Origin of the sequence: Deinococcus metallilatus, from assembly GCF_004758605.1 — a bacterium.
Lineage (GTDB): Bacteria > Deinococcota > Deinococci > Deinococcales > Deinococcaceae > Deinococcus > Deinococcus metallilatus.
The window spans coordinates 1124439-1150858 of the sequence record NZ_CP038512.1 but is presented as its reverse complement, the minus strand read 5'-3'; the positions used below and the strand labels follow the sequence as shown (position 1 = coordinate 1150858).

Genomic DNA, 26420 nt, shown 5'->3' with positions numbered 1-26420 from the left:
TTTTTTTGTCTTTTCAAAAGCCTGAAGGTGAGGGCCGACGCCCACCTTCCCGGTCGGCAGGCAGGAGGATGGGAGCGGCTCAGGGCCAATGGGGCAAGGTTTCCCCCGGGGAGGCCTCCTCCTCCCGCTGGGCCTCGCGGCTCCCTGGCGGCAGGCTCGTTTCCCCCCCCGACTCCAGGGTGGTGAGGGCATCGACGATGGCGGCGGGGTCGCTGGCCTGCATCATCACCGCCGCCTCCAGGTCCTCGCGGTTGTGGACGTTGGGCAGGTCGCGCCGCAGTTCCTCCAGCAGCTCGATGATCTTGGCGCTGCGCTGCTCGGTCAGCAGGGCGACCTGGAGGGCCAGTTGCGCCCGCTGCTCGTTGATCTGGCCCTGCCGGGCCTGCGCCACCAGCACGGTGGTTGCCACCAGCAGACCCAGCAGCCCGATCACCCCCTGCATCCAGTAAAAGGGCGGCTCGTCCCAGGGCGTGCGGCCCTCCCACTTGACGGCCAGGTTCGCGGCCATCCACAGGACACACAGCGCCAGGAACGAGGCCACGAAGACCGGGCGACCTACCAGCGCCCCGATCTGCTCGATGGGCCGGTGCAGCCGGGTCAGGCTTTCCTCGGCCCGCGCCTGCAACACCTCGTTGACGACGATATTCTCCTCGATCAGGTTCTGAACCGTCTCGTCTTCACGGCGCGGCTTCCTCAGACGTTGCCAGCGCGCAAGGCTCTTTCGCATGGCCGTATGCTGCCGCTCTCGGCCCGGCGAATGGTAGGCCGCAGCCGCCTCAAGAGGCGTTCTCCCGCTTCAGCGTTACTTCACGTCAGCCGCGCCGCTCGGGGAGGGACGTGGGGACACTCTGCTGGAGGCGAATCTGATGGTCCTGGCCCTCCCAACCGGCGGCGCTGCGGCGGGTGAAATTCAGGACGTGGTGGCTGGTCAGTTCGGCGGGGCTGAAGGTCACGCCCCACAGGCCGAACGGCAGGGGCAACGCCTCGCGGTCCTGGGGGTCCTGCCAGCCGTCGAAGCCGAAGTGGAGGGTAAATGGCTCGTCGTCCTCAATCAGCAGCAGGCGGCCCGGTTCCAGTTGCGGGACGGGGGCGGCGGGTCGCCAGTGCCGGGCCTCGACGGGCAGCGGCTCGGCGTAGCGATTCTCGACCTCGCGCAGCAGCTCGGCGGGGCGGCCGGTCTGCGAGGCGTGCAGCAGTTTCAGGAACTCGGCGTGCGCCCACAGGAGCGGCATCGCGCTGCCGTTGGGGCGGCCCGGGAAGAGGCCCCGTTCGGGAATCGGGGGGCCGTCCCAGACCTGCTCGGGCAGCAGGCCGCCGGGGCTGGAGCAGCGCAGCAGCGTCTCCAGGTACGGGCGCGAGTCTTCCCCCGCCTGGAGCGCCAGGTGGCCGCGCTCGCCACTCAGCAGCGGCCACAGCCGCCCGATGCCGTGTCCGTCGTAGGGGGAACCGTCCTCGTGTTCGCCGTACCCGTCGTCGTTGTAGCGGTGGTAGAAGGTGCCAGTCGGGGTCGCCTGGGCCAGCAGGTGATCCACCACCTTTACCGTGTCGCGGATGCGCGGGTCGAGCGCCGAGCGCAGCCCCAGGCGCGGCAGGTACGAGAAATCCATACTGACCAGCGCCGCTGCCTCGACGGTTTTCCCCTGCCGGTTCTGGAGCGTCACCTGGCCGGTGAGGGTGCCGTCGCGGTCGGGGGGGGCCAGCCGCACGTAGTAGCCCTGCACGTTCAGCTCCTGACACAGCGGCGTGCCGGTGACATAACAGAGGCTTTCCAGCCGCTCGTTCCAGTCGTCCGCCAGGCCGAGCGCGTAGTGGCGCTCGTTCTCCTCCAGCCAGCCCGCTCCCGCCACCAGGGCCGCGATGGCGACCGCCAGCGTGAAGGGGTTCACGCCCTGGTTCTCCTCCCAGCGGTCCTGGTCGCTGGTGGGGCCGGTGCGGGCCACGAAGGCGAGCGCCCGGCGCACCATGTCGCGGGTGCCTTCCAGTTCCGGCTCGCCCTCCTCGCGCAGCTTGGCCGCCAGCAGCACCGGGAAGGCCGTCTCGTCGAGCTGGATGCCGTGCCAGAAGCCCTGACCGTCGGGATAGTAGTTTTGCAGCCAGTGGCCATCGGCCTGCTGGTTGGCGATGAACCACGCCAGCACCCGCCGGGCGTCCTCGCGCTGGTTGCAGGCGATCAGCGCGAAGGCCGCCAGCGTCGCGTCGCGCGGCCAGACCAGGTGGTAGCCGCCCAGCGTGTCGGTGCTGTTGCCCCAGGGAATGCTCAGGCTGGCGACCAGCGCGCCGGGGTAGGCGCGGTCCTCGTGAATCTTGAGGACCGTCGCGCTGAGGAGCGCCTCCGCGTCCAGTTCCGGGCTCGGGCCGCCCAGCTTCAGCGCGCTGCCCCAGACTTCCCAGGCGTGCAGAAAGGCGCGGCGGGCCACCTCGTCCCCCTCCGCGAGGCTGGCGCGGGCCAGCCCCTGCGCGCCCGTCACGTTCTCCGCGAAGCCCAGCGCCAGCAGGCCCGAAGGTTCCTGAAGCTCGGCGGTCAGGGCCACGTTGCCGTTTTCCGCGCGCTGGTAGCTCCAGGTCAGGCGGCCGTGCGCGTTCAGGTCCTGCCAGCCGTCCGAGAAGCCGACGTATCCGGCGCTGAGATGGTCCAGCGGCCCGCTCGCCAGCAGCGCGAGCGCGCGGTCGCCGGACACCGCCAGCAGCCGCTGCCCCTCGACCCAGGCGGCGTTGGCGTGCCCGGTGGAGGTGAGATGGGGGGCCAGCAGCAGCACCAGGCGGTAGGGGCCGGTCAGGGCGTAGCGGATCAGCAGCACGTCGCGGTTGGGGTCGGGCAGCACCTCCAGCGCGAGCTGGTAGTCCTGGCCCCGGTGCAGGACGGTGGGCAGCGGCAGGTACGGCTTGGGCCTTGAGAACACGTACTGCTGCACCCGCTTGAGGTCCACCCACCCGGACTCGCCCACCAGATAGAAGTTCAGGTCGCGGATCTGCGGCTGCCCGGTGGAGGGCCAGTACACCTCGTTCAGCATCCCGTGCCCCCCGGTGGCCCAGAGGCGGGACGCCCCCCCGAGCGCGGTGGTCACGAAGTCCTTGTCGCTGCTCGTCCAGGTGGGCGGCAGGCCGGGGGCACCGGGGGCGAGACTCTGCGCGGAGGGGGGCTGCGCCAGAGGGGTCTGGTCCGGAAGGCTCTCCTCTGGAACAGGCGGGATGGGAAGAGGCTGCGTTGGAAGACTCTGGGCTGGAAGGGGCTGGGCCGGGGTATCGCTCATGCTTCCTCTCCTCCTGCGGGCCACCGGTGTCTCACCGTACTCTCTTGACTCGCTTGAACGGGTGACCGTGCTGACCAGGGCCGGGGTTACCGGGGCCAGATGCGGTTCATCCACCCGGCCGGATTGGTGCCCTCGCCGCGCACGCGCATTTCGAGGTGCAGGTGTGGCCCGGCGCTCAGGCCGGTCGTGCCCACCTCACCGATCTTCTGGCCGCGCGTGACTTTCTGGCCGGGCTTCACCAGGACCTTGCTCTGGTGAAAGTACAGGCTGGTCAGGCCCGCGCCGTGGTCGATCACGACCAGGCCGCCGCGCACCGGATACTTGCCCGCCAGCACCACCGTACCGTCATTCACGGCCAGCACGGCGGTACCGACGGGGGCGGGATAATCGGTGCCGTAGTGGTACAGGACCGGGCCGCCCGCCACATAGGTGCGCGGCTGGCCGAAGGCGCTGCTCTGGGCCTTGACATTCACGGCGGGCTGGAAGGGCCGGGTCCAGACCTGGGGGGTCCGCAGGGCGTAGGCCTTCTCGACGGCGGCGTCCTCGGCCTTGCGCCCGGGGTCTTCGAGCTTGCCGCTGATGCTGGGCGGGAGGTTGAGGTGCTGCACCGTCTGCCCCAGGTCCGCCACCGGGATACTGCCGCGCACCAGATCGTCGCCCACGCTGACCTCGTACACGACGGGCGTGGTCTTGCCCAGCACCACCCGCCCCAGCACCACGTACTCGCCCGCCGCCCCAATCGGCGTGAGTTTCTCGTTCGGGAGGCGCACATCCTCCCCGACCTCGCTGGGAAAGCGCACGGTGGCCTGCCCGGCCCGCGGCCCGCTGAGGCGCAGCACGAAGGCGTCTCCCATCCGCAGGCGGGCCGGAGCCGTGACGGTCACGCCCGCAATCTGCGAGGTCCCGGCCGGAACGGGCTGCGGCAGCGCCGGGGGATCGGACGCCTGGGCAGCGGGTGCAGGTGTCGGCGGGACCTCACCAGGCAGCCAGAGGGTCTGCCCGACCTCGATGGCCGCGCCCGTGAGGTGATTCAGGCGCGTGAGTTCCTCGACCGTGGTGCCGTGTGCCCGCGCGATGCTGAAGAGGGTGTCTCCCGGTTTCACGGTATACGCTCCCGCTGCCCCCAGCAGGAGCGCGGCGGCGAGCAGCAAGGCGGGGCGCTTGGGGTGGCGGAACCTCATGCGGCGCAGAATAGCGGGCAGCCCGGCAGTGCGGGTGAAAGGGGAACGTCGGTCACCTGACGCCTCCCCGCCCCGGCCTCGCCCAAAGCTCAGGACTGACGCGAAACTCTGTTCTGGGTAGTGGTGGAGCACTGCGTTTTCCCGCTTAGAACGGCTGCGCCGTCCACCCCCCTCTCCTGCGGAGCTGTACCAGTCCCAGCCTCCCCCACAAGGGGGGACTCGTAGAGCTGCCCAGCAGAGGAGTGAAAGGCCCTCACCCACACGCACCCGGCTTTTGAATCGCGTCAGTCCTGAGCTGAAGCTTCCCCGCGCTGGAGAGCTGGGGGTGGGGGGGACGCCTTCCAACGCAAATGCCCCCACATCCCCAACCCGTCACTCAGCCTTCCGCCGTGTCGAGGATCAGCGTCACCGGGCCGTCATTGGTCAGGTCCAGGGTCATATGCGCCCCGAAGACGCCCTCCCCCACCGGAAGGCCGCAGGCGCGCAGGGCCGCGTTGAATTCGGCGTACAGGGCGCGGGCGTGGTCGGGCGCGGCGGCCCCGCTGAAGCCCGGACGGTTGCCCCGGCGCGTATCGGCATACAGGGTGAACTGGCTGACGCTCAGGATGCCCCCGCCGATGTCCTGCACGCTGAGGTTCATCTTCCCGGCCTCGTCGTTAAACACCCGCAGTTTGACGATCTTCGCGGCGAGCCGGTGGGCGATCTCGGGCGTGTCCTCCGGCGCCACCCCCAGCAGGATCAGGAAGCCGGGGCCGGTCTGGCCCGTCACGCGGCCCTCCACGGTGCAGGTGGCGCGCGTGACCCGCTGAAGAACGGCGCGCACGTCAGTTCCCCCGGCCCATCAGTTGCCCAGCCGGGCGCGCAGGCTCCCGATGGCGTCCGTCAGCAGTTCTGCCTCGGTGAAATCCAGGTTGCCGCGCGTCTTCTCGGCCAGCATGGTCAGCAGTTTCAGGGAACGCTCGGCCACCTTCCTCGCCCGGCCTTCCTCCAGCAGTCCGTCACGCGCCGCGCTGGCGGTGGCGGCATTCAGGTCGCCCAGGGCTGCCTCGGCGGTGGCTTGCAGGCTGTTCACGAATCCGACGAATTCGGGGTTGGGCATGAGGGGCAGTGTAGAGGGGAGGGCGACCCACTTTCAGCCCTGGAAGATCAGCAGCGGCAGGCCGCGTGATCTTGCTGGCCACTGAAAACTCAGGATTTACGCGAAACGTGGTTCACGGCGGCAGAAGGAAATCGCGTTTTCCCGCGGCTGCTCCGTCCATCCCCCTCTGCAAGCAGCTCTGCGAGTCCCACCCTCTCGCGGTGCGAGCTGTACCAATCCCCCACAAGGGGCTGGGTGATGCATGTAAGCCTCTCATGAAGAAGAAACAACGTGTGGAGCGATAAAAAAGCCCCTCCCCCTTGACTGGCACAGCTCCGCAGGAGAGGGTTGAGGTTGGGAGGGGGTGAACAGGCCCGGCATAGAGAGGCCAATGGATGACCCAATGACTGCCCTGTTTTGAGGGCAGCCGAGCGGCGGCCACCCCCTCCCCGACCCTCTCCTTCTGAATCGCGCCAGTCCTAAGTTGACGGCCGCCACTCCCTCAAAACAGCGTCGGCTGCCCCCCTGCCGGAGACGGCGCGGCGGGCACCAGCCCCTCCGGTTCCTTCTCTCCTCGCAGGACGGCGGCCGCCTCACGGATATCGCGCCAGGTGAGGCTCTTGGGGCCACCGGGGGCGCGGGTGTCGTTGCGGAGCAGGTAGGCGGGGTGGAACATCGGCATCAGGAGGGCCTGGTAGGTCCCGCCCTGGCCGTCCGCGTGGCGGTAGGGATACCAGGTGCCGCGCGTGCGGGTGATGCCCTGGCGGATGCCCAGCAGGTACTGGGTGGGCGTGTTGCCCAGGCTGAGGATCACGCGCGGGCGCAGCAGCGCGAGCTGCCTCTCCAGCCAGAGGTCCGTGCAGATGGCCGTCTCGTCGGGTTCCGGGGCGCGGTTGCCGGGCGGGCGACACTTGACGATGTTGGTGAAGTAGGCGTCCTGCCGGGTGAGATTGACGGCGGCCAGAATCCGGTCGAGCAGTTGCCCCGCCCGGCCCACGAAGGGGCGGCCCAGCCGGTCCTCGTCGCCGCCCGGGCCTTCACCGACGATCAGCAGCGGCGCGGCCGGGTCGCCGTCCGCCACCACCACCTGCGTGCAGCCGGGGCGGAGCTTGCAGGCGGTGCAACCCTTCGCCTCCAGTTCCAGGGCCTGGAGGGCTGCCACGTTCACCGTCGTCATGCGGGGCTCCACCTCATGCCGGGCAGGGTAACGCCGCAGGGGCGCGGGCGGCGGAAGCTGGGGCACGGTTGGGGGGTCACCCCTGGGCAGGCATCCCCTGCCCCTGATCCGCGTTCAACTTGGGGCGGTGGTTGCGGGCCTCGCGCCGGGCCTTGGGGTCGAGGCCGACCAGGAGGAAGAAGTTCTCCAGGGCGTTTTCGCGGCCCTTGATGTCGGGGTGTTCGTGTTCTGCCGTCCCGGTGACGAAGGGGAGCTGGCGGTACAGCTCCAGCGCGTGCTCGATCACCTCGTCGGGGGCATGGGTTTCGGCATACGTGCCCAGCAGGACGTACACCTCGCGGCGGCTCTCGGCGTGGTTCAAGAAGGCGTCGGGGTGGGGGGTTTCGGGGGCGCGCAGCATGTCCTGACGGGCGATGCGGCGGTAGTGCTTGAGGCCTTGCAGGAGCTGTTCAGTGGTCATCGGTTCCTTCATGGGTCCTCCGGCGGGCGCGGGCGGCCTGAAGCGTAGAGCTGCGGCGAGTATAGGCCGCCGCGCGAGCGGACTGACACAGGGACACTCGACCAGCCCGGGCAGAGAACGGTCCGCACTCCCCTATCTGGCTTAAATGAGAACCGTGAGTTTTAGATTTCACACAGCTTTCCTACTTACCGCCACCCAGACAGCATATTTTCAATGAGAGCGCAAATGAGCCATATCCTGAGAAACTTGAGCCGGGGCTGGTATTTTTCCCGTATTCATCGATTCTTGGCCCGTATAGAGGGCGTATAGGCGCATAAAAACCTGGCCTTCGCCCAAGGATTAAGGAAAATAAAATAAAGGCGGGTTAAACTTCCCGGGTCGATGAAAGCGTTCCGTACCCTTCTGATGGCGACCGCGTTGTGCAGCAGTAGCGCCCTCGCCGCTGCCTACACGGTCAAGGCCGGTGACACGCTCTATCAGGTGGCCCTGACCCACAACCTGGAACCGGCTGAACTGATGCGGCTGAACGGACTGAGCAGCAGCACGCTGGAAGTCGGTCAGAAGCTCAACGTGGGGGACGCGGCCCAAGCTCCGGCGTCCCAGACTCCGGCATCCCAGGCTCCGGCCACCCAGACTCCCGCGACCCGTCCGGCGGCCACGGCTCCACGGGCGGCGGCGAGCCGTCCGGCAGCGGCGCGGCCTGCTCCGCGCACGGCGGCAGCTCCGGCAAAGGCGAAGGCGGCGCGTCCCGCGCAGGCCAGCGCCGCGCCCCAGAAAGGCCAGGCCTTCGTCCGCACGGCAGCGACCCGCTTCCTGGGGATCCGCTACGCGCACGGCGGTGCGGGCGGCGGCGGTCTGGACTGCTCGGGCTTCACGATGCGGGTGTTCCAGCAGTTGGGGATCAACCTCCCGCACAGCGCCGCCGCCCAGTGGCGCGCGGGCTCCGCAGTCAACAGCCGGAACCTGCAACCCGGTGACCTGGTGTTCTTCAACACCACGGGGACCGTCGCCAGCCACGTCGGTATCTATGTCGGGGGCGGCATGATGGCCAACGCGAACAGCTTCTACGGCCGCACGATGATCGAGCCGCTGTTCAGCAACCCCTACTGGGCCAGCCGCTTCGTCGGTGCCCGCCGCGTTCTGAGCTGATCCGCACACCCGGAAGAGCGAACGCCCCCGCCATTGCAGCGGGGGCGTTCGCCGTTTCCGGCAGGCCGCAGAGTGCAGCCGTGCGGGCCTACTGGCGGATGACCTGGGCGTCCTTGGGCAGCGCCCGGAGGCCGGTGACGGTCAGGCCGCTGTTCACCCTGTAGTTCGTGACGTTCAGATCGGCCAGCACCTTGTTGTCACCGCCGACCAGTTGGACGCGGGTGGGCCGCCAGCCCGCCTCGGTGATCCAGACCCGGGCACGGTCAGTGGTGTTCGCGTTCTTGGCCGCCGCCTCCAACTGGTAGACCTTCTTGCCGGAAACGGTGGTGGTGCCCAGCAGCTTCACGTTGTACTGGTTCAGCAGGGTCGCGGCGTTGCTGAGCTGCGTGAAGTCCAGGCCGCCGAAGCCCGCGCTGTCGGCCGCCTTCCTGGTCGGCGTGACGGTGATCTGGTTCGTCAGGAAGAGGTACTGGCGCACCTCGTTGCGGTCGGCCACGACCACGTTGTCGGCCAGCGCGTCGGGCGCGGCGAATTGCAGGCGGGCGACGCCCTGCGCGGGAATGCTCTTGACGGTCAGGTCGATCTTCTGGGGGGTGGATTCGAGGGTGGCGCTGCCTTGCAGGCGGAAGGTCACGTCCTTCGCGGCCTTCTGAGCGGCGTCGACCCGGTTCAGGATATCCTGCACGGTCTGCGCGCCCGCACAGGACACGCCTGACATCAGGAGAGAAACCGCGAGGGTCAGCAGGGAGAGGGATCGCTTCACCCCCCGAGTCTTCCACCCCCTCTCATGAGAAGGGCGGGGGGACGCTGACGCCGCGTTCACCGCGCCCGGCGGCTAGGGTCTGTCTGGCTGAAGAATCAAAGCCAAAGAAGGATGCAAGCGAGGTGGACACCGGCTAAAAACTGGTGTCCACGCTTCTCGTACCGGGTGGCAATCGCCCGAAAATCCTTGAGGCGATTGATCCCCCGTTCGACGACCTGGCGGCCTTTGTAGGCTTCTGCGTCAAATTTTGGGGGGCGTCCCCCCCGCTTGCCCTTCCGCAGCCGGGCCTTGCGCGCATCCTGGCGCTCGGGACAGACACACCTGATCTTGCGTGCCCGCAAAGCACGCCGGTATTTCCTCGCCCCATACGCCCGATCCATCCGAAGGGTCGGGGGACGCTTGCGCGGGCGTCCCGGACCGGGACGCCCCACCCGCACGGCCTCCAGAAGCGGCACGAGGTAGGTCGGGTCGCTCGCCTGCCCAGCAGAGATCAGCACACTGAGGGGCCGACACTTCCCATCCATCAGGACGTGGATTTTGGTGGTGCGTCCCCCACGACTGATCCCGAGCCACTCGTCTTCGAGCGCCCCCTTTTTTCCAGCTTGGCTGGCTCTTTTCGTGCGCCCACCGCAGCGCGGTGGGCTTTGACGTGCGTGCTGTCCGCCGCCGCGCCTTCCCAATCAATCTTTCCCTCAGCATCCGCTTTCAGGTGCAGGGCGGCCAGAATCTCGGCCCAGACCCCGCTGCGCGACCAGCGGGTGAAGCGGTCATGACACGTCTTCCACGACCCATACCGCTCGGGAATGTCTCGCCACGTTGCCCCGGTCTTCTGACGCCAGATAATGCCGTTCAGCACCGGCTTATGGTCCTTGTAGGCGTGTCCCTTCTTGGGGTTTTTGGGGAGCAGTGGGGCCAGAATGGCCCACTGCTGCTCCGTCAAATCCGTCCGTCCCATCCCCCTATCCTGCCAAATTCAGCCAGACAGACCCTAGGGCTGCTCCGGGGAAGTGCCGCCCAGTGGGAAGCTGTACCCGACCCGCGCGCCCAGGCCCCCCGTCCCGCCGCGCACGTCCAGGCTGAGCGTGCCGCGCCCGACGGGCAGCGTGGCCTCGGCCCCGGCCCGCAGTGGGGCGCTCGCCCGCCGCCACGGCTCGTAGGCCAGGTACAGCCGCGTGGTGCTGCCCTCCCCCAGCACGTCCGGGGCACTCAGGCTGCCCACCGCGCCCCAGGTACCCGGCCCGGCCAGCGCGTCGAGGGCCACCGTGAAGCCCGACTCGGCACTGTAGGTCACGCCGCCCGTCACGCCCCGCACGTCCTGCCCGGCGCGTGCCCCCAGCCGCAGCGCGAGGGTGCCCGTCCGCTCGGTGGCCGGTTCGGCGTCGGGGTCGTCCCCCTCGGCGGGGGGCAGCACGCGCGTCAGGTCGCGCCGCCACTCCACCCCCAACAGGCCCTGGTTCTGCGGCCCGAACTCACCTCCCAGGACGGCGATCAGTGTGCGGTTCACGCGGTAGCGGGCGGTGAAATCGGCGTTCCAGCCGCCTGTCCGAAGGTCGGTGGGGGCCAGCGTCCAGGCGGCCAGCGGGTCTACGTTCACTGCCGGGGCCGTGAAGAAGGTCCCGCCCAGGTCCAGCGCGACCGGGCCGAGGGTTCCATTCGCCCGTGACGAGAGGCGCACGCCGCCCGACCACGTCAGCGCGGCGTCCGCGCGGGCACTCAGCGCCCCGGCGGGGGGCAGGCTGAAGCCCTGCACCACCCCGACCTCCACCGCCCGGTTGGACACGCCCGCCGAGAGGGTGCCGCGCCCGAAGGTCACGTCATGGACTCCGGCCCGCAGCAGGCCGCCGTCCCAGGGGGCGCCCGCGCGGTACGTCACGCCGAAGTCCAGGGCGAGTGCCCCCGCCCCGCCCGCACACGCTCCGGCCAGGGCCAGAGCCGTCATCATCCGCTTCATGCGGGCAGCCTAGCAGGCGGGAACCCGCCTTCCTGATGGGCCGTCAGAATGGCTTCCCCCGGAGCAGGTAAGTTTGACGGTATGAAGAAGCTGCTGCTGGCTCCCCTGTTCGCGCTCGGGCTGGGGGCATGTGCGCCCACGCAGTCGGTCGTGCAGGTGCCGACCTTCGAGGTCCAGAGCGTGCGCCTGACAGGCCTGTCCCTGCCCAGCGGCCCGAACCCCGCGACGGCGAGCATCACCCTGCGGCTGCGGGTCGGGAACCCCAATCCCGTCCCGGTGCGGCTCGCCAACATCGGCGGCCAGCTCATCCTCGACGGGCAGAACGTGGGCAGCGTGAACCTGCCCAACGTGAACCTGCCCGCGCGGGGCGAGGCCGAACAGCTCGCCAACCTCAGCCTGCCCGTCACCCTCCAGACCGCCGGGGCGTTCCTGAGGGTCGCGCGTGGGCAGCAGGTGGCCTACCGCGTGGACGGCACCTTCACCGCCGACCTGGGCGTGCTGGGCCACCCCACCTTCGGGCCATTCACGTTCACCCAGGGTGTGTGGCAGCAACCGGCCATCCTGCCGTTCTGAGAGCCTTCGGGAAAGGGGATGTCGCCTATCGCGACTCCTCCCCACCCTGCCGCTCCCAACGCTTAGGACTTACGCGAACCTCTGGCGGGGAAGGGCGAGGGAGTTGAGGAAACGTGGGGCTGGGATGCCCGGCCTGTTCACCCCCTCCCAGCCTCCCCCCTCAAGGGGGAAGAGAAAAACAGCGTTCTACACGCTTTCTTCTTCCCAGTCGCATAAGTTCCAAGCGGAAGCGCCCCTATCTTTTGTCTTTTCAAAACTCTGTAGGCGACGGCTAGGTTCCACCTTGCAAGTGTGCAGGCATGGCAGAGGAGCTTTCGGGCCGCAGGCCCGCAGCCGCCCGGCGGAGATCAACACGTTCCAGGCAGGAACCGTCCACGCCCCAAGCACCTCCGCCGCTCAACGAGTCTCCCTTTGCCGAGCGCAGCGGAAAGCTCCCCCTGCCCCCCGGTGGGGGGTGGGGGGAACACCTTCCACCTCCACCGCTCCACCAGACCAGCCTGCCTTCCAGCCGCCAAGAAGCAGCCCCGGGCCGTGAGTTCACCGTTCACGGCTTACGCTGGGTCCCATGACCTTCCCCGACCTCCCCGACCCCCAGCGTGCCTGGGCCTACCTTCCGGCCTCTCCCCTGTCCGGCGCGGCGGAGGGGCCACTCGTGGGCCTGACCTTCAGCGTCAAGGACCTCTACGGCGTGCCGGGATGGCCGCTGCGGGCGAGCACCCGCGCCCCCGTCCCCGACCCCGGCGAGAGCATGCTGGTACGGCGACTGCTGGACCTGGGCGCGAGCGCCGTCGGCAAGACGCACCTGCACGAGGTCGCGCTGGGCATCACCGGGATGAACGGCTTCGGGGGGACCACACATCCCTTCGACCCGGAGCGCGTCCCGGGCGGGAGCAGCAGCGGCGCGGCGGTGAGCGTCGCGCTGTGGCAGGTGGACTTCGCCCTGGGCACGGACACTGGCGGCAGCATCCGCGTTCCGGCGGCCTGGTGCGGCGTGGTGGGCTACAAGCCGACCAAGGGGCATCCGGCCTGGAGCACCGAGGGCGTGCTGCCGCTGTCATGGACGTGCGACCACGCGGGACCCCTCGCGCGGGACATGCGGACCATCGTGCAGGTGCAGGAGGCGCTGACCGGGCAGACTGTGGCGCCGCAGGACTGGGCGGGGGTGAAGGTCGGCCTGTGGCTCCCCGAGGGCTGGGTGGACGACACGGTGCGGGAGGCGCTGCGACTCTACGCCGCCCGGCTGGCGGGCCTGGGAGCGACCGTGGAGGCTGTCCCCTTCCCCGAAGTCCTCGACGCCTACTCGCCCATCGTGCTGAGCGAGGCGGCGCAGGTTCACTCGGAGGCGCTCAAAGAAACCGAACCCGGTTTCCTCCCCTTCACCCACGCCTCGCTGCGGCAGGGGCAGGCGCTGACGGAAGAGGAGGTGCGGGCCGCCTTTGCCCACCGCGCCGGATACCGCGCCCAACTGGATGACCTGCTGTCGCGCTTCGACGTGCTGCTCGCCCCCGCCGTGCCCACCCCCCCGCCGCTGGTCGGGCAGGAGGAGGTGGAGGTGGGGGAAGGCCGCCTGCCCCTGCGCCGCGCCGTGCTGCGCCTGACCGCGCCCTTCAGTCTGCTGGGGGCACCGACCGTCGCACTTCCCTCCACCGCCCCGTTCGTGGGCGTGCAACTGGTCGGGCGGCACGGCGAGGATGACCGGTTGCTGGGCCTCGCCCTGGCCCTGGAGGGTTAAGGTGGGCGGCATGAAGAACGCCCCTGTCCTCCTGGCCGCCCTGCTGTCCCTGCTTCCTCCCGCGAGAGCAGAACCCGCGCCGCAGGTGCTCAAGTGGGGCAACCTCACCGTCACGGTCACGCCCCGCCCGGCGGAGAACTTCGAGGCCGAGGCGCGGGCGGTCGTGAAGAACGGCACCCGGACCGTCCTGACCGTGAAGGGCTGGAACGTGGCGGCCGAACTGCAACCGCTGCGGCCCGGCGGCCTGCCGGAACTGGTCCTCTCCACCTACTCGGGCGGGGCGCACTGCTGCGTGACGTACTACGCCTTCACTCAGGACACGGGAAGCGTGGAAAACCTCGCCATCATCGAGGGGGGGAATTACGGCGTACGCTTCATGGACCTGAACGGCGACGGCACGAAGGAACTGCTGTTTGCCAGTGACACCCTCGCCTACTACGACTGGAGTTTCGCCACGAGTCCGGCGCTCCTGACGGTCCTGGGCTGGGACGGCGTGCGGCTGGCCGACCGCACCCGCGCCTATGCCTATATTCCGGCGCAGGAGGCAGGCCGCAATCTCCGCGACCTGCTGAACGGGCTGGGCAGCCTCTCGGCCGAGGAACTGCGCGCGCGGCTGGGTGGGTACTACGCGAACATGATCCTGGCCGGGCAGGGCACGCAGGCCGAACAGGTGCTCCGGGCGCAGGTGTTCACGAAGTCCGCGCCCCTGCGCGACTGGTTCCGGCAGCACCGGACGGGCCTGATCAATGCCACCTACGCCCAGCCCGAAGGCCGGATGCAGGCGGTCAACAGCCCCACCTACCCCCTGCCCAGTCCCCAGGAAGGCCAGTGAGGCCGGACAGCGAGGAGGCGCGGCCGGTTCAGCCCTCGGCGGTGGTGGGGTTGATGGTGGACCGCACGGCCGAGACGCTGTTGGCCGGAAAGCCGCCCTTCTCGGCGTGCTGGCGGATCAGGTCGGCGTTCGGGGCGATGTAGACGCAGTAGATCTTGTCGTCGGTGACGTAGCTCTCGACCCACTGAATCTGGGGGCCGAGTTCCTCCAGCACGGCGCGCGACTTCTGCGAGATGCCGCGCAGGTCGTCCTGGCTGAGCGTTCCGGCTCCGGGCAGCTCGCGTTCGATCACATACTTGGGCATGGCTGACCCTCCTGCATGGGCGTATGGACAGAGGCTCTTGAGGAACGGGGCGGAGAACGGGATTGTGGAGCGCCCAGTATACCGTCTGCCCGCCGTTTCCCCGTCAGACACCCTTCATGAGGGCCGTTTAGGCTCCGGTATGCGCCCGAACGCCCTCCCCCGCGTCCTGCTCGCCGCCGCGCTCCTCCCCGCCCTGACCGGCTGCGCCTTCGGCGCGTACATCTCCCCGAGTACGCCGCTGGAGCGCGCCCTCAACGGCACCTACGAGGGTATCGGCGTGGGCGGCACCGGCCGGGTGCCCTACCGCCTGATCCTGTACGTTCAGGAACGCGAGGGCCGGGCGAGCGGCGTCATCACCAATCTGGAAAGCCGCAAGGCCTACGCCCTCAGCGGCAAGTTCCAGCGGGCCGGGCAGGGCGGCAGCATCGACGTGAATCTCTACGAGGACGGCGACAAGCTGCGCGGGACGCTCCGCGCCCAGATCGACGGGACGAAACTCAGCGGCACCCTGCGGACCGTGCTGCTGGGGAGGGAACTGCTGGGGTACGTCGTGAACCTGGACAAGCAGCCGGAGGGGGGCGCCCCGGCCAACGTGCCCGCCTCGCCAGCACCCACCGTGCCCTGAACGCTAGAATTCCTCCCGGTCGCGGTGGCCCAGGCAGCAGCACAGGTCGCCGCGCGTGAAGGCCCCGGAATCCCTCCGTCAGGCCGAGGAGAGTACAGATGAAGGCACACCTGATCACCTATGGCTGCCAGATGAACGAGTACGACACCCATCTGGTCGAGTCGCAACTCGTGAGCTTCGGCGCGGACATCGTTCCCAGCGTGGACGAGGCCGACTTCGTGCTGGTGAACACCTGCGCGGTGCGTGGCAAGCCCGTGGACAAGGTCCGCTCCCTGCTGGGCGACCTCCGCAAGCAGAAGGCGCAGCGTCCCCTGGTGGTCGGCATGATGGGCTGCCTCGCTCAGCTCGAAGAAGGCCAGCAGATCGCCCGCAAATTCGAGGTGGACGTGCTGCTCGGCCCCGGCAGCCTGCTGGACATCGGCCAGGCGCTGGAGGCGAACGAACGCTTCTGGGGACTGCAATTCAAGGACGAACTGCACGGGCACATTCCCCCGCCCCCGCAGGGCAAGCTCCAGGCGCACCTCACCATCATGCGCGGCTGCGACCACCACTGCACCTACTGCATCGTGCCCACCACGCGCGGCCCGCAGGTCAGCCGCCACCCCGACGACATCCTGCGTGAGCTGGACATGCAGCTCTCGGCCGGGGTGCAGGAGGTCACGCTGCTGGGGCAGAACGTGAACGCCTACGGGGTGGACCAGGGGGCGAAGCTGGCGGGGTATCCCTCCTTCGCGGACCTGCTGCGCCTGGTCGGCCGCTCGGGCGTGCGCCGCATCAAGTTCACCACCAGCCACCCGATGAACTTCACCGAGGACGTGGCCGCCGCGATGGCCGAGACGCCCGCCGTCTGCGAGTACGTGCATCTGCCGGTGCAGAGCGGCAGTAGCCGTGTGCTGCGCCGCATGGCCCGCGAGTACACCCGCGAGAAGTACCTCGGCCACATCGCGGAGATCAAGAAACACCTGCCGGACGTGGTGCTGGCGACCGACATCATCGTGGGCTTCCCCGGCGAGACGGAGGAGGACTTTCAGGAGACGCTCAGCCTGTACGACGAGGTGGGTTACGACAGCGCCTACATGTTCATCTACTCGCCGCGCCCCGGCACGCCCAGCTACAGGCACTTCGCGGACCTGCCGCGCGAACTCAAGACCGAGAGGTTGCAGCGCCTGATCGTCAAGCAGAAGGAATGGAGCGCCCGCAAGAACGCCGCGAAGGTCGGCACGGTTCAGGAAGTCCTGCTGCGCGGGGAGGCCCACGAATCCGGCTTTCTGGAAGGCCACACGCGCGGCAACCACCCGACCGTGGTGCCGAAGGCGGTGGGCGCGAGCGGCCCCGGCGTGTACCGCGCCCGGATCGAACACGCCACGCCGCATATGCTGTACGGCCGCCTGATCGGCGCGGATGGTCAGGACCTCCCCGAGTTGCCGCGCTTCAACCCGGAAGCGGCGGCGCTGAGTCATCCCTTGCAGATGGTGTAGCGGCGCGGGCAGGAGGCCGGGGCCGCCCTCTGCCCCGGCTTTGGCCGTCTTCAGGGCACCATGAGGGTGAACGCGGGGGTCACCACATTGAGCGTCCTGACCGCCCCCTGGGCCTTGCCTCCCGGCGCGAGCCTCACCTGCGGCCGGGCCCACGCTTCCAGCGTCTGCGTGCCGGACGACAGCGCCAGCGTCATCGACGAGGAAATGCCCTCCCCCACCCGCCACAGCCGGGGGGGCAGCGGGGCCGCCACGCAGGGCTGGCCCTCGGTCGAAGCGGAGGTGCCACCGGTCACGGGCAGGACGTTGTAGCCGATGGTGAAGGGCCGGGGGCAGGTATCCTCCAGCAGCACGTCATACGGCCCGACATTCACCACCGTCACCGTCAACAGCCCGCCCTGCACGGTGGCCTGGGCGGCGAGTTGGGTTCTGGGGGTGGTGGCGGCGGGCGCGCAGGCGGTCAGCAGGCCCAGCAGCAGGATTCCCGCAACGTTCCTCATGGCCCCAGCATGGACGCTCCCGGGCGTGCCTGTATTTGTGTTCCCCTCACGTTCCCTCAAGGCCGCATCACCCTAGGGTCAGGTTCATCGCCCAAAGTGAGCGTTATGAAAAAGATGCTGCTGGGAGCGGTCGGACTGAGTGCGGTGCTGGCGAGTTGCGGTAATGTGACTCCTGGAGGAGAGGCATTTTTGAGGACTAATCCAGGACCCGAGCTTCGTACCAATTATATTGATAAGGCGACGGGACGCTATATAGCTTGTGATGTTACTGACTATGGTACTTCTGCACGTTTGCAAAATATCGCAATCGTTGAATTTTATGCAGCAGGGACCGCAGCAGTCAATATAGAACTTGCAGGCCAGCGAACCACCGATAAGGCAGCCTTCCAGATTGACAAACTCAGAAGGTCAAGCGACAATGATTATATCGCCGATCTCCCACTCAATACCTTAGCCCCCGCCTCTGTTAACGCGCAAACAGTCGATGTCAAGCCTCAATATCAGTATGTCGCCATCACTGGCACTAAGCGGGGTAGCTTTACGGCAACTGTGAGCCTCCAAGCCGCTAGCGGAACCATTAGTGCTACCAGCAACGCCGTAGACGTTTACACAAGCTGCGTCTATCTCGGTAATACCGACTCCCGAGACTGAAATTTTATCAACAAGGGCCGCCCCATCCACGAGGCGGCCTCTTTCCTTTTCCTCTCCCTTACCGCCCGCCGTATTCCTGGGTATCGCTCACGGCGCCGCTGCGGCCACTCGTGCCCCCGCTGCCGGTCATCAACAGGCCGAGTTGCGTCTCGGTGGCGGTCGCAGCGTCCACCTCGCCCACGACCTGCCCCTCGTACATCACCAAGATGCGGTCGGCGAGGTTCATGACTTCGCCCAGGTCGGCGCTGACGAGCAGCACGGCCAGGCCCTGGTCGCGGGCCTCGACGATGCGGGCGTGGATGAACTCGATGGCGCCGATGTCCACGCCGCGCGTGGGCTGGCTGGCGACCAGAATTTTCGGCCCCTTCCGCATCTCGCGGGCCACGATCAGCTTCTGCGCGTTGCCGCCGCTGTAGCGGCCCGCCTGGAGGCTGACGCTGCGGGGGCGCACGTCGTACTGCTCGCTGAGGACGCGGGCATTCTCCTCGATCACGCCCAGGTTCAGGAAGCCCAGCGTCCCGGCGAAGGGCGCGCGGTCGTGTTCGCCCAGGATGTAGTTCTCGGCGGTGGTCATGTCCAGCACCAACCCGCGCTCGTTGCGGTCCTCGGGGATGTGCGAGAGGCCCGAAGCCTCCACCTCGCGCACGCCGCGCGCGGGGCGGCCCAGGTAGGTGATCTCGCCGCTGGTGACGGGACGCAGGCCGGTGATCGCCTCGACCAGCTCGCTCTGGCCGTTGCCCTCCACGCCCGCGATGCCCACGATCTCACCCGCGCGGACCTGGAAGGAGACGTTGTCGACGGCGTTGCCGTGCTCACCCTTCACGGTGACATTCCGGATATCCAGGGCGACCTCGCCGGGCCGGGCGGGCGCTTTCTGCACCTTGAGGGTCACGTCGCGGCCCACCATCATGCGCGCGAGCGTCTCGGTGGTGGCGCCCTGGGTGGGAATGGTGCCGATCATCTTGCCGTCGCGGATCACGCTGATGGTGTCACTGATGTGCAGCACCTCATGCAGCTTGTGGCTGATAAAGATCACGGCGTTGCCGCTGGCCGCGTACTGGTTTTTCAGGAAGTCGAAGAGTTCGTCCGTCTCGCTGGGTGTGAGCACGGCGGTCGGCTCGTCCAGAATCAGGATGCGCGCGCCGCGGTACAGCGTCTTGAGAATCTCGACCTTCTGCTGGAGACCCACCGGCAGGTCCCCCACCAGCGCGTCGGGGTTCAGGTCGAAGCCGAACTGCCGGATCAGTTCCGCTACGCGGCGGCGCGCACTCGCGTAGTCGATGGAGGTGCCCGCTCGCGGCTCCGCACCCAGGATCACGTTCTCGGTCACGCTCAGGGTATCCACCAGCATGAAGTGCTGGAAGACCATCCCGATCCCGCGCGCAATCGCCTGCGCTGGATCGGTGAACTGGACCACCTCACCGTCCACGACGATCTCGCCGCTGGTGGGGGGCTGCGCGCCGTAGACGATCTTCATCAGGGTGCTCTTGCCCGCGCCGTTCTCGCCGCACAGCGCGTGGACGCTGCCCCAGCGCACCTGCATGGAGATATTGTCGTTCGCCAGCACCAGCGGAAAGCGTTTGGTGATGCCGCGCAGTTCCAGCGCGTACTCGGCGTTGTGCCGCACCGCTTGCAGCACGTCGTTGTTGGCAACCGTCATACGCCCAGTGTACCGCCGCGCGCCCCTCGTCCCGAAAGGCTGCATCCCTCACAATAGGCGGACATGGAATCTTTCTGGCTGGCCGTCACGTCTCTGGGGCGTGACGAGGTTTTTATCGTGGTGCTGGCGCTGTACACCTGGCTGGTGAATCCCCGGGGCGGGCAGAATCTGGGGGTGGCCTTCGCGCTCTCGTATCTGGTCAACACCGCCCTGAAGTTCGGCTTCGACCTCCCCCGCCCCTTCACGCAACATCCCGGTGTGGCGAGCGAGGCGGCCCGCGCCACGGCAGGCGGCCCGGGCCTGCCGAGCGGGCACGCGCAACTGGCGGCGACGCTCTGGGGCGGCATCGCCGGGCAGGTCGGGCGGGCAGGCATGTGGGCAGCCGCGCTGCTGCTGATCGCGCTGATCGCCTTCTCGCGCCTCGCGCTCCACGTCCACTATCCCAGCGACGTGCTCGTGGGCCTGCTGCTGGGGGCGGCCTTCGCCTGGATGGCGGCGAGCGGCTATTTCCCGCAGCAGGGGGCACTGCGCTGGCTGGTGCCGGTGATCCTGCTGGCGCTGGCCGCCTTCCTCCCGGCAGGCACGCCGCGGGAGTACGGCACCTCGCTGGGACTGCTGGCGGGCTTCTGGTTCTCCCGCCCCGGCTTCGCGCCGCCGCGTGATCTGGCAGGCCGGGTAATCGTCGGCCTGCTCGGTCTGGTGATCGTCTTCGCGGTGTACTTCGCGCTGGGGGCGCTGCCGCAGGCATTCAAGGACATCGGCCTGGTGCGCGCGCTGCGGTACGCGCTGCTGGTGCTGGTGGCGGTGGAAGGCGTGCCGCTGTTGCTGCGGCGCTGGCTGCCCAGGGCTTGAGAGGGACGGCGAACAGGGAGGCGCGGCCTGCACAAAAGACCCCTCACCCAACCCGCCGCAAGCGGCTGTCCCAGTCTCCCCGGGGAGAGGGGCCTCGCGCAGCGAGGGGGTGAGGGGTCTTTCTGTCAAACGCGCTATGGGCGGCTCTCCACCGCGCCCGCGCCTTCGCCTGCTCAGGCACTCGCCCGGCCTCGGCCCCCGTTCTTCCGCAGGACATCGCTGACCCCCGACACCCGCAGAATCGCCTGGCGCAGCGCCTCCACATCGGCCTGTCCGGTCACCGCCAGCCGCAGGTAGATGTGCGCGGTGTTGTCGGCACTCACCCCCGCCTCGACCTTCATCGGGCTGCGCTTCTCGGCGGCCAGGACACCCAGCACGTCGGCCAGCAGGCCCGCCCGGTCCGGGGCGACCACGTCGAGGTCGATGATGGTGCCGCCCGGCGTGCCCGAATCCCAGGAGGCGGCGACACAACGCTCGGGTTCGTCCTTGAGCAGGCGGATCATGTTGGGACAGTCGATGCGGTGGATGCTGACGCCCCGCCCGCGCGTGAGATAGCCCATGATCTGATCCCCCCGGATCGGGTGACAGCACTGGGCCAGCTTGGTGGTGGTGCTCAGGCCCTCGACGTAGACGCCGCCGGGCTCGGTGGGCACGGGGGTGCTGCGCCGGACCGGGACCTGGGCCTGTTCCTGCGCCAGACTCGGGGACAGCACGCGCCCGACCACGCTGGGCGTGACCTTCCCGGCATGCAGCGCCAGGTACAGGTCGTCGGGGTTGCGGGTGCCGACGAGTTTCTGGGTGGCCTCTTCGAGCAGCTTGGTCCGCATCAGTTGCCGCACCGGGAGCTGCCGCTTGCGCAGATACCGCTCCAGCAGGTCGTGCCCGTGCTGGAGGGCTTCCTCGCGTTCCTGCTGGCGGAAGTGGTGGCGAATCTTGGAGCGGGCGCTGCGCGTGACGGCGAAGTTCAGCCAGCCCTGGCTGGGTTTGCTGTTCTTGCTGGTGACGATCTCGACCATGTCGCCGTTCGAGAGCTTGTGCGAGAGGGGCACGATGGAGCCGTTCACGCGCGCCCCCACGGTCGTCTCCCCGATGCGGGTGTGGATGTGGTAGGCGAAATCAATCGGCGTGCTGCCCGCCGGGAGGCTGATCGCCAGGCCCTTGGGCGTGAACACCCGCACGCGCTGCGAGAGGATGTCGGTCTTGACGGCGTCGAGGTAGTCCGAGGCGTCGTTGATCTCGTTCTGGAGTTCGCGGAGCTGAGAAATCCAGTTCTCGCGGTCCTTCTGGGCGAGTTGCGTCCCCTGCTTGTACATCCAGTGGGCGGCCACGCCGTATTCCGCCACCTCGTGCATCCGGCGCGAGCGGATCTGCACCTCGATGGGCTGGCCGCTCTGGCTGATCACGGTGGTGTGGAGGCTCTGGTAGCCGTTGGGCTTGGGCACCGCGATGTAGTCCTTGAAGCGGCCCGGCAGCGGCGTCCACATCGAATGCACGATGGAAACGGTGTGGTAGCAGATGCGCTTCTCGCGGGTTTCCTCGGCCCGCTCGCGGCGCTTCTCGTCGGTGCCGGGGGGCACGGCCAGGGGCCGCGGCGTCAGGATCACGCGGATGGCGAGGAGGTCGAAAATCTGCTCCAGCGCCTTGCCCTCCTTCTGCATCTTGTTGTGGATGCTCCAGAGGTGCTTGCTGCGTCCAGCAATGTCGATGTCGCTGACCCACTCGGGCAGTTCCAGGTCGTCTTCCAGCGCCCCCCGCAGTTGCCCCACCGCCTGCTCGATCAGGGCGTCACGTTCCTCCTGCCGGGTCCGCAGCCGGGTCTGGAGGTACTGGTAGGCGTCGGGCTGGAGGTACTGGAAGCTGAGGTCTTCGAGTTCCCACTTGATCTGCCCGATGCCGAGGCGGTGCGCGAGCGGCGCGAAAATCTCCATCGTCTCGCGGGCGATCCGCACCTGCTTTTCGGGCTTCATGCTGCCCAGCGTCCGCATGTTGTGCAGGCGGTCGGCCAGTTTGACCACGATGACGCGCAGGTCGCCGGTCATGGCGATCAGCATCTGGCGCAGATTCTCGGCCTGCATGTCGCGGCCGGTGTCGCCCACCTCGGCCTGCTGGCTGCCCTGCTTGGACAGTTTGCTGACCTTGGTTTCGCCCTCCACGATGCGGCGCACGTCCGGGCCGAAGTGCTCCTGGATCACCTCGAAGGTCACGCCGTCCACGTCCTCGACGGTGTCGTGCAGCAACCCGGCCATGATGCTGTCGGTGTCCATCCCCAGCCCGGCCAGGATCGTCGCCACGGCGACCGGGTGGGTGATGTACGGCTCGCCGCTCCGGCGGTTCACGCCCACGTGGGCGTCCCGCGCGAAGGCGTAGGCGCGCTCGACCTGCGCGCGTTCGGCTTCCGGGCGGTCCGCGATCAGCGGGCGGAGTTCCTCCATACCATGTTCGGACGGGCCAGGCACGAAGGGCAGGATAGCGCGGGGGCGCGGCGAGAAAGGCGCGGCGCTTACCGGGGGGGCCACCGACCGGGGAGCAGGCCAACCGTGAGGCAGGGGACTGGGAGAAGCTCGGCCCCGGCGCTACCCTGGAACACGTGAAGGTCGACCGCTCCGAACAGGATGACGCCCGGCGCGAACGCATCGCCCGCGCCGCCTTCGAGCTGTTTGCCCGCAGCGGCCTGGAGGGCACCAGCGTGCAGGACATCGCCCGCGCCGCCTTCGTGAGCCGCACCAACCTCTACCGCTACTACCCCAGCAAGGTCCATATGCTGCTGGCCCACTTCGAGCGCACCGTGCGTGACACCCACGACGAGGCGGTGCAGCGCCTGCATGCGGGCGCGGCCCCACAGGCCGTGTGGGGACACGTGACCGCGCGCATGGCGGACCTGGGCGTGCGGTACCGCCACCTGGTCGGCGCGGTGGGCCACGCGGTCCTGGGGGCGCGGCCGAGCGCCGGGGGCGCGGGTGAGGGCGTCCGCACCGCGCTGACGCTGGTGGCCCTGGTCGAACCGGTACTGATCGCCATGCGCGACCGCGGCGCCCTGCGGGACGGGGTCAACACCCACCTGCTGAGCGCCCTGCTGGTGGACGCCTGCCTGCTGGCGCTGCTGCACGGCGGCCACCGCGACCAGCGCGAGGTGCTGCGCGACTGGCAGGACCGCTTCAGCCTGCTCCTGCACGGCGCCCTCGCCCCCGGCGTGACGGAGGACAGCGTCAGGGAAAGCGGTGTCAGGGAAAGCGGCCTGATCGTCCCGGGCCGGGGCTGACCTCTCTGGGGCGAGAACAGAGAAGCCGCTGCTTTCCTCAAGGGCCACCCCGCACTTAACCCCTCCGGCCCTGCGGGCCACCTCCCCTTAAAGGGAGGCAATGACATTGGCTCTCTGGAGGGCAAAGAGCGTCCCCGGCTCCCCTCAAGGGGAGCTGTCAGCAACGCTGACTGAGGGGTTGATCGGGCCGAGCACTCCCAAAACCGGACGTTGCAGTTGCCCTGTGCTTTCCTCGGGAAAGGGGGGACCAATTGCAGCGGGATGTTAGGCTTGAAGCTCCATCCCAGGAGGTCGTCCCATGTCCCGGTCCCTCGCCCACGGGGGCACCCTGCCCCGAATCTATTACGTCAGCTTCCCCTCGGCCGACCCGCAACAACCCCTCACGGTGGCGGCCCAGTTGCGGCTGCCCGTGAACACTCAGGGCCAGGTTCCGGCGGTGGTGATCGTCCACGGGTCGGCGGGCATCGACAGCCGGGGAGCCTTCTACGCGGACGCGCTGGGCCGGGCGGGGATCGCCACGCTGGAAATCGACCTGTGGGGAGCACGGGGCCTGGTGGGCGGCGCGGCGGGCCGTCCACGCGGCGTGCCCGAGACGCTGCCCGACGCCTACGGTGCCCTGCGGTACCTGGCGGGGCGCCCCGAGATCGACCCGAATCGCATAGGCATCCTGGGGTTTTCCTGGGGCGGCGTGGTCACGATGCTCACCGCGACCGAACCCTATACTCGGAGCTTCCTCCCCGGTGGACCGAAATTCGCCGCCCACGCCGCCTTCTACCCGGTGGGCTGGGTCTACAACACCGTGCCGGGGTACGACTTCAGCGCGCTCACGGGTGCCCCGGTCCTGATCCAGACGGGCGAACTCGACACCTACGACGACCCGGACACCTGCCCCAAGATGGTGGCGAACCTGCCCGAAGCCGCCCGGCGGTGCGTGACCGTCAAGGTCTATCCGGGGGCCACCCACGCCTTTGACCGCCTGGAACCGCCGATCACGGTGAACGATCCCTTCTCGCACAAGGGGAAGGGGGGCGAGGTCCAGTTCGTGCCGAATCCTGACGTAAGCCTTCAGGCCCGTCAGACCACCGTCCAGTTCTTCCGGTGGTCGTTCGGAATGACGAAATAAGGTCGTTCGGCCTGCCCTTCCCCGCCCAGCCCGACCCCGGCCCCGCGCCCCCACCTTTTCCCTTTTCCGTCCCTTCATGGCTGGAACTCCCGTTCGGGCCGGTTAGGAGCCGCTGGTATGCTCGCCGCATGAGTGACCCTTCCTCCCCGGCGCGGCCCTCCCTGACGCAGCTTCCCGCCTGGCAGGCCCTGAAGGCGCACTTCGGGACGATGCGGGACACCCACCTGCGCGACCTCTTCGCCGCTGATCCCCACCGGGGCGAACGCCTGAGCGCCGAGGGTGCGGGCCTGTACCTCGACTACAGCAAGAATCGCGTCACCGACGAGACGCTGCGCTTGCTGCTGCAACTCGCGCGGGAGACGGGGGTGGAGGCGCGGCGGGACGCGATGTTCGCGGGCGAGCGTATCAACGTGACCGAGAACCGCGCGGTGCTGCACACGGCCCTGCGTGCCCCACGCGGCGCGACTGTCACCGTGGACGGCGAGAACGTGGTCCCGGAGGTGCAGGAGGTGCTGGACCGCATGGGCGCCTTCGCGGACCGGGTGCGCGGCGGGACGTGGCTGGGCGCGACCGGTAAGCCCATCCGCAACATCGTGAACATCGGCATCGGCGGGTCGGACCTGGGGCCGATGATGGCGTACGAGGCGCTGAAGTATTACAGCGACCGCCGCCTCACGCTGCGTTTCGTGTCCAACGTGGACGGCACCGATCTGGTGGAGAAGACCCGCGACCTCGACCCGGAGGAAACCCTCTTCATCGTGTCCAGCAAGACCTTCACCACCCAGGAGACGATGGCGAACGCGAAGAGTGCGCGGGCGTGGCTGCTGGCCGGGCTGGGAGACGTGCCGGACGAGAACGCCGCCGTCGCCCGCCACTTTGTTGCCGTTAGCACGAACGCGGCCGAGGTCGAGAAATTCGGCATCGACACCGCGAACATGTTCGGCTTCTGGGACTGGGTGGGGGGCCGTTACAGCATGGACAGCGCCATCGGCCTCTCGCTGATGATCGCTATTGGCCCCGAGGGTTTCCGCGATATGCTGGCGGGCTTTCACGAGATGGACGAGCATTTCCGCACGGCGCCGCTCGAACAGAACCTCCCCGTGCTGATGGGCGTGCTGGGCGTGTGGTACCGCGATTTTTTCGGCGCGCAGACCTACGGGGTGTTGCCCTATGACCAGTACCTCGCCTATTTCCCGGCCTACCTCCAGCAGCTCGACATGGAGAGCAACGGCAAGCACGTCACGCTGGAGGGGCAGACGGTGGACTACGACACCGGCCCGGTCGTGTGGGGCCAGCCGGGCACCAACGGGCAGCACGCCTTCTACCAGTTGATCCACCAGGGCACCACGCTGATTCCCTGCGATTTCCTGGGCTTCTGCCAGACCCTCAACCCCCTGCCCACCCCGGGCGGGCCGCCGCACCACGACCTGCTGATGGCGAACGCCTTCGCGCAGACCGAAGCCCTGGCCTTCGGCAAATCGCTGGAGCAGGTCCGGGACGAGGGGGCCAGCGCCAAACTGGCCCCGCACCGCGTCTTCGAGGGGAACCGGCCCACGAATACGCTGCTGGCCGACCGGCTCACGCCGCGCACGCTGGGAACGCTGATTGCCCTCTACGAACACAAGGTCTTCGTGCAGGGCGCGATCTGGAACATCAATTCCTTCGACCAGTGGGGGGTCGAACTCGGCAAGGTGCTGGCCGCAAAGATCGTGCCGGAGCTGGAGGCGCCGGGCGAGCCGGACCTGAAGCACGATTCGAGCACGAACACGCTGATCCGGCGGTACCGGGCGCGGCGGGGATGAGGGCTGCCCCACCTTCCCCTCT

The 26420-nt window shown here is 68.5% G+C and carries 25 protein-coding genes; 11 read left to right on the top strand and 14 right to left on the bottom strand.

Annotated elements, in window-relative coordinates; translation table 11 throughout:
• Positions 1-79: 79 nt before the first annotated feature.
• From E5F05_RS11535 to E5F05_RS11505, 7 genes are all read right to left on the bottom strand, one after another.
• Positions 80-727, bottom strand: a complete 648-nt coding sequence (locus E5F05_RS11535; RefSeq protein ID WP_129118777.1) for a DUF1003 domain-containing protein — start codon at positions 725-727, stop codon at positions 80-82.
• Between the two features lie 85 nt (positions 728-812).
• Positions 813-3251, bottom strand: coding sequence for a glycoside hydrolase family 15 protein (locus E5F05_RS11530; RefSeq protein ID WP_129118776.1), 2439 nt, complete (start codon positions 3249-3251; stop codon positions 813-815).
• 86 nt (positions 3252-3337) lie between these two features.
• On the bottom strand, positions 3338-4432 hold the full coding sequence (locus E5F05_RS11525; RefSeq protein WP_129118775.1) for a LysM peptidoglycan-binding domain-containing M23 family metallopeptidase: 1095 nt from the start codon (positions 4430-4432) through the stop codon (positions 3338-3340).
• A gap of 376 nt (positions 4433-4808) precedes the next feature.
• Complete coding sequence (gene dtd, locus E5F05_RS11520) at positions 4809-5255, bottom strand: D-aminoacyl-tRNA deacylase (RefSeq protein ID WP_129118774.1); 447 nt, start codon at positions 5253-5255, stop codon at positions 4809-4811.
• An 18-nt stretch (positions 5256-5273) separates the two neighbouring features.
• Positions 5274-5531, bottom strand: coding sequence for a DUF1844 domain-containing protein (locus tag E5F05_RS11515; protein WP_129118773.1), 258 nt, complete (start codon positions 5529-5531; stop codon positions 5274-5276).
• A 481-nt stretch (positions 5532-6012) separates the two neighbouring features.
• Positions 6013-6687 carry a uracil-DNA glycosylase gene (locus E5F05_RS11510; RefSeq protein ID WP_129118772.1) on the bottom strand — a complete coding sequence of 225 codons (675 nt, stop codon included), beginning with the start codon at positions 6685-6687 and terminating at the stop codon, positions 6013-6015.
• 76 nt (positions 6688-6763) lie between these two features.
• Positions 6764-7159, bottom strand: coding sequence for a hypothetical protein (locus tag E5F05_RS11505; RefSeq protein ID WP_129118771.1), 396 nt, complete (start codon positions 7157-7159; stop codon positions 6764-6766).
• A gap of 393 nt (positions 7160-7552) precedes the next feature.
• On the opposite strand from E5F05_RS11505, the gene E5F05_RS21645 reads away from it, so the two are divergent.
• Positions 7553-8296: a C40 family peptidase gene (locus E5F05_RS21645; protein ID WP_241687140.1), complete on the top strand. Its 744-nt coding sequence runs from the start codon at positions 7553-7555 to the stop codon at positions 8294-8296.
• An 88-nt stretch (positions 8297-8384) separates the two neighbouring features.
• On the opposite strand, the gene E5F05_RS11490 is transcribed toward E5F05_RS21645, so the two are convergent.
• The 3 genes from E5F05_RS11490 to E5F05_RS11480 form a co-directional block, all read right to left on the bottom strand.
• On the bottom strand, positions 8385-9014 hold the full coding sequence (locus E5F05_RS11490; RefSeq protein WP_129118812.1) for an outer membrane lipoprotein carrier protein LolA: 630 nt from the start codon (positions 9012-9014) through the stop codon (positions 8385-8387).
• Positions 9015-9154: 140 nt separating this feature from the next.
• A protein-coding gene (locus tag E5F05_RS11485; protein WP_146719922.1) for an IS5 family transposase occupies positions 9155-10014 on the bottom strand; the annotation gives its coding sequence in 2 pieces (ribosomal slippage) (positions 9155-9657 and positions 9657-10014; 861 coding nt in all).
• Positions 10015-10047: 33 nt separating this feature from the next.
• Positions 10048-11010 (bottom strand): hypothetical protein, encoded by a 963-nt coding sequence (locus E5F05_RS11480; RefSeq protein WP_241687135.1) that lies wholly within the window; start codon positions 11008-11010, stop codon positions 10048-10050.
• A gap of 81 nt (positions 11011-11091) precedes the next feature.
• Between E5F05_RS11480 and E5F05_RS11475 the strand changes: the two genes are divergently transcribed.
• From E5F05_RS11475 to E5F05_RS11465, 3 genes are all read left to right on the top strand, one after another.
• Complete coding sequence (locus E5F05_RS11475; protein WP_129118758.1) at positions 11092-11583, top strand: LEA/WHy family protein; 492 nt, start codon at positions 11092-11094, stop codon at positions 11581-11583.
• A 565-nt stretch (positions 11584-12148) separates the two neighbouring features.
• On the top strand, positions 12149-13315 hold the full coding sequence (locus tag E5F05_RS11470; protein WP_129118757.1) for an amidase: 1167 nt from the start codon (positions 12149-12151) through the stop codon (positions 13313-13315).
• Positions 13316-13325: 10 nt separating this feature from the next.
• Positions 13326-14147 (top strand): FG-GAP repeat domain-containing protein, encoded by an 822-nt coding sequence (locus E5F05_RS11465; protein WP_129118756.1) that lies wholly within the window; start codon positions 13326-13328, stop codon positions 14145-14147.
• A 28-nt stretch (positions 14148-14175) separates the two neighbouring features.
• Here E5F05_RS11465 and E5F05_RS11460 read toward each other — a convergent pair whose 3' ends face one another.
• The gene (locus E5F05_RS11460) at positions 14176-14451 is read right to left on the bottom strand and encodes a DUF4242 domain-containing protein (protein ID WP_129118755.1); all 276 of its coding nucleotides are present in this window, start codon (positions 14449-14451) and stop codon (positions 14176-14178) included.
• Between the two features lie 139 nt (positions 14452-14590).
• On the opposite strand from E5F05_RS11460, the gene E5F05_RS11455 reads away from it, so the two are divergent.
• Positions 14591-15076: a hypothetical protein gene (locus E5F05_RS11455; RefSeq protein ID WP_129118754.1), complete on the top strand. Its 486-nt coding sequence runs from the start codon at positions 14591-14593 to the stop codon at positions 15074-15076.
• Positions 15077-15174: 98 nt separating this feature from the next.
• Complete coding sequence (gene miaB / locus E5F05_RS11450) at positions 15175-16554, top strand: tRNA (N6-isopentenyl adenosine(37)-C2)-methylthiotransferase MiaB (protein ID WP_129118753.1); 1380 nt, start codon at positions 15175-15177, stop codon at positions 16552-16554.
• A gap of 50 nt (positions 16555-16604) precedes the next feature.
• Here miaB and E5F05_RS11445 read toward each other — a convergent pair whose 3' ends face one another.
• Positions 16605-17051, bottom strand: a complete 447-nt coding sequence (locus E5F05_RS11445) for a hypothetical protein (protein WP_129118752.1) — start codon at positions 17049-17051, stop codon at positions 16605-16607.
• A 105-nt stretch (positions 17052-17156) separates the two neighbouring features.
• Here E5F05_RS11445 and E5F05_RS11440 point away from each other — a divergent pair, with 105 nt between their 5' ends.
• Positions 17157-17702, top strand: coding sequence for a hypothetical protein (locus E5F05_RS11440; protein WP_129118751.1), 546 nt, complete (start codon positions 17157-17159; stop codon positions 17700-17702).
• A 58-nt stretch (positions 17703-17760) separates the two neighbouring features.
• On the opposite strand, the gene E5F05_RS11435 is transcribed toward E5F05_RS11440, so the two are convergent.
• The gene (locus E5F05_RS11435) at positions 17761-19362 is read right to left on the bottom strand and encodes an ABC transporter ATP-binding protein (RefSeq protein ID WP_129118750.1); all 1602 of its coding nucleotides are present in this window, start codon (positions 19360-19362) and stop codon (positions 17761-17763) included.
• A 63-nt stretch (positions 19363-19425) separates the two neighbouring features.
• Here E5F05_RS11435 and E5F05_RS11430 point away from each other — a divergent pair, with 63 nt between their 5' ends.
• The gene (locus E5F05_RS11430) at positions 19426-20214 is read left to right on the top strand and encodes a phosphatase PAP2 family protein (RefSeq protein ID WP_129118749.1); all 789 of its coding nucleotides are present in this window, start codon (positions 19426-19428) and stop codon (positions 20212-20214) included.
• Positions 20215-20387: 173 nt separating this feature from the next.
• Here the strand turns inward: E5F05_RS11430 and E5F05_RS11425 are convergent, their stop codons facing one another.
• Entirely contained in the window at positions 20388-22646 is a 2259-nt protein-coding gene (locus tag E5F05_RS11425) for a RelA/SpoT family protein (protein ID WP_129118769.1), read from the bottom strand.
• A gap of 155 nt (positions 22647-22801) precedes the next feature.
• Between E5F05_RS11425 and E5F05_RS11420 the strand changes: the two genes are divergently transcribed.
• The 3 genes from E5F05_RS11420 (at position 22802) to pgi (ending at position 26398) form a co-directional block, all read left to right on the top strand.
• Positions 22802-23473: a TetR/AcrR family transcriptional regulator gene (locus tag E5F05_RS11420; protein ID WP_129118748.1), complete on the top strand. Its 672-nt coding sequence runs from the start codon at positions 22802-22804 to the stop codon at positions 23471-23473.
• 298 nt (positions 23474-23771) lie between these two features.
• Positions 23772-24596, top strand: coding sequence for a dienelactone hydrolase family protein (locus E5F05_RS11415; protein ID WP_129118747.1), 825 nt, complete (start codon positions 23772-23774; stop codon positions 24594-24596).
• A 128-nt stretch (positions 24597-24724) separates the two neighbouring features.
• A complete protein-coding gene (gene pgi / locus E5F05_RS11410) occupies positions 24725-26398 on the top strand; it encodes a glucose-6-phosphate isomerase (protein ID WP_129118746.1) in 1674 nt (557 codons plus the stop codon).
• Positions 26399-26420: the final 22 nt, after the last annotated feature.